The sequence below is a fragment of the Arthrobacter sp. NPDC056727 genome (genome assembly GCF_042790555.1).
Taxonomy (GTDB): Bacteria; Actinomycetota; Actinomycetes; order Actinomycetales; family Micrococcaceae; genus Arthrobacter.
Window position 1 is genome coordinate 1 of record NZ_JBHTZA010000036.1, and the last position, 3136, is coordinate 3136.

Genomic DNA, 3136 nt, shown 5'->3' on the forward strand with positions numbered 1-3136 from the left:
GGCCGGCAGCGCATGCCGGCCTCCCGCCGTCGTGGTTCCGCAACGGCCCTGTCAACGTGAGGCAGGCTCAACCGCCCGGGTGTTCAACCGCCGGCGGTTAGTGCAGCCCCATCGCTTCGCGCACTTCGTCGAGGATGTGGTGCATGGCGTTCTCCGCCGCCGTAGCGTCCCCGCCGGCTACCGCGGCGGCCACTTTCTCGTGCGCGTCGAGTGCCTCGGGCCGGGGCTTGAACGGCATGAGCCCCTGATGGGTCCGGCTCGCGAGCACCTCCGCCACCATCCCCTCGAGGGCCCAGAACATCTCGTTGCCGCAGCTCCTCAGCAGCAGCCGGTGGTAGGCGATATCGGCCTCGAGGAACGCCTCCAGCTCGCCCGCTTCGCCCAGCCGCCGCAGGTCCGCAGCCAGTGACACCAGCTGGCTGCGCTCGGCAGCGCTTGCGCGGCGGGCGGCACCGGCCGCGGCAATGGGTTCGACGGCGATGCGCAGCTCCGTGAGGCTGGCGTACTGTTGGGCGCGGCGTTCGGACGCGAGGCGCCAGCGCACCAGCTTGGGGTCGTACACGTTCCAGAGCTCCGGGCTCTGCACCACAATGCCCACGCGCCGGCGCGAGTAGACCAGGTTCATGGACTCGAGGACCTTCATGGTGTCCCGCGCGACCGTCCGGGATACGCCGTACTCCTGCTGCAGGCCTTCGAGGGTGAGCCGGCTTCCCGGCGCCAGGGCGCCGGACGCAATTGCCACTCCCACGGCGTCAACGACGCGTTCGTGCATCGCGGGTGACAACCCGCCGTCGTACGCGTTGTCCGCGTGGTCTTCTGTCACCGTCGACATGATCCTGCCTTCCCTCAGCGCATAGCGCTCCTCCAGCGTACCGGAAGAAGACGGCAAAGGTATGACCTGTGACACGAAAAGATAGTATCTTTTAGGTGAATTGGTGATACCTTATTCCCAGCGCAGCGCGAGTCGGGCTGCAGATTGAGCTTCTTCCACAAGCCAAAGACGTCTTCTTCGGAGGTAAACATGCTGTATCCAGCCACGCACCTGGTGGTCATGGGCGTTGCCGGTTCGGGCAAGTCCACGATTGCCGCCGCCCTGTCCAAGCAGCTCGGCTGGGCATGCGCGGAGGCGGACGAGTTCCACCCGCAGGCCAACATTGACAAGATGAGCCAGGGCATTCCGCTGCAGGACGAGGACCGCTGGCCGTGGCTGCAGGAGATCCAGAACTGGATGACCGCCCAGGCGCGTGCCGGCCACTGCACCGTGCTGACCTGCTCCGCGCTCAAGCAGACCTACCGCAAGCTGCTGTCCGAAGCCGAAGGCCGCGTGGTCTTTATCCATCTCGACGGCGACGCCGCCCTGCTCAGCCAGCGGATGCAGGGACGCGAGGGCCACTTCATGCCGCCCACGCTCCTGCCCAGCCAGCTGGCCACCCTCGAGCCGCTGACCGCGGAGGAACTCGAATCCGGAAGCCTCCGCCTGGACATCACCCGCACCCCGGAGGACCTGATCACGGCCATCCTGGCCGCACTGCAGCTCCCGGCCGGCCAGTCGCCGTCGGACACCACGCCGTCGGACTCAACCCCGTCGGACTCAGCACCCGGCGCCAACTAGGCGCTCCCCACTTACTTCCCACCCCCCAAGAAATCTGCTTCACCCCAAGAATTACTGCTTCAAAGGAGAACCATGACCATCGAAGGATGGACACAAACGCTGGGCGCAGGACCGCTGCTGCTCATTGCGGCGGTGGCGATCGGCGTCCTGCTGTTCCTGATCATCAGGCTGCGCATGCACGCGCTGCTTGCGCTGATCCTGGTCAGCCTGGGCACCGCGTTCGCCACGGGCATCCCCGCCAACCAGGTGGTCCCGGTGCTCATCAACGGCTTCGGGACGACCCTCGGAACCGTGGCACTGCTCGTCGGCCTGGGCGCCATGCTCGGCCGCATCGTGGAAACCAGCGGCGGCGCGAAGGTGCTGGCCGACTACATGATCGGCATCTTCGGCGAGAAGCGCGCCCCCTTCGCGCTGGGTCTTGCCTCCCTGATCTTCGGGTTCCCGATCTTCTTCGACGCCGGCCTGGTGGTCATGCTTCCGGTGGTCTTCGCCGTGGCGCACCGCCTGGGCGGAGGCGTGCTGCGCTACGGCCTGCCCGCCGCCGGCGCGTTCTCCGTCATGCACATCTACCTGCCGCCGCACCCGGGCCCGGTTTCGGCTTCGGCCTTCTTTGAAGCGAACATCGGCCTGGTGACCATCGCCGGCCTCCTTACCGCCATCCCCACCTGGTACCTCACCGCCTACCTGTACGGCCTGTGGACCGGCAAGAAGCTGGAACTCCCGGTTCCGGAACTCCTGGGCCACGCCACCGCCGAGGCCGAATCCCACCCGCCGCGCTTCCGCACCATCATGGGCCTGCTGCTCCTGCCGCTGCTCTTCATCTTCATCAACACCGGCCTGAATACCGCGGCCGCCTCCGGTGTTCTGCCCGCCTCCGTCAAGAACGAGCAGTGGTTCCAGTTCCTGCGCACTCTGGGCGAGACCCCGGTGGCGCTGCTCATCACGGTGTTCGTGGCGATGTTCGTCCTCGGTGCCCGCCGCGGCGTCAACAACGGCGTCCTGGAGAACCTGCTCGAATCCTCGCTGGGACCGGTCTGCTCGGTCATCCTCATCACCGGCGCCGGCGGCATGTTCGGCGGCGTGCTGCGGACCTCCGGCATCGGCGACGCGCTGGCCGACGTCCTCGGGCACATGGGCATCCCGCTCATCCTGGCCGGCTTCCTGATCTCGTCCATCCTGCGGATCGCCCAGGGCTCCGCCACCGTGGCGCTCACCACCACGGCCGGCCTGATCGCCCCGGGTGTCGCCGCGGCCGGAATGAACGGCATGCAGGTGGCCGCCCTGGTCATCGCCTGCGCCGCCGGCTCGGTGGTTGCCTCGCATGTGAACGACGCCGGCTTCTGGATGGTGGGCCGCTTCTTCGGCATGGACGTCAAGACCACGCTGAAGACCTGGACCGTCATGGAAACGCTGATCGGCGTGATGGGCTTCGGCATCGCCGCTGCCATCTTCGCGGTGGCCGGGCTGGCTGGTTAGCTGCCTATTTTCTGACTTACGACGGCGGGAGGCCGGCAGATCTGCCGG

The 3136-nt window shown here is 67.2% G+C and carries 3 protein-coding genes; 2 read left to right on the forward strand and 1 reads right to left on the reverse strand.

Annotated elements, in window-relative coordinates; genetic code table 11:
* Positions 1-97: 97 nt before the first annotated feature.
* The gene (locus ACFRAH_RS22765; RefSeq protein WP_377993175.1) at positions 98-832 is read right to left on the reverse strand and encodes a FadR/GntR family transcriptional regulator; all 735 of its coding nucleotides are present in this window, start codon (positions 830-832) and stop codon (positions 98-100) included.
* Positions 833-1021: 189 nt separating this feature from the next.
* Between ACFRAH_RS22765 and ACFRAH_RS22770 the strand changes: the two genes are divergently transcribed.
* A complete protein-coding gene (locus ACFRAH_RS22770; protein WP_377993176.1) occupies positions 1022-1612 on the forward strand; it encodes a gluconokinase in 591 nt (196 codons plus the stop codon).
* Positions 1613-1684: 72 nt separating this feature from the next.
* Positions 1685-3088 carry a GntP family permease gene (locus ACFRAH_RS22775; protein WP_377993177.1) on the forward strand — a complete coding sequence of 468 codons (1404 nt, stop codon included), beginning with the start codon at positions 1685-1687 and terminating at the stop codon, positions 3086-3088.
* The last annotated feature ends 48 nt before the right edge of the window (positions 3089-3136 follow it).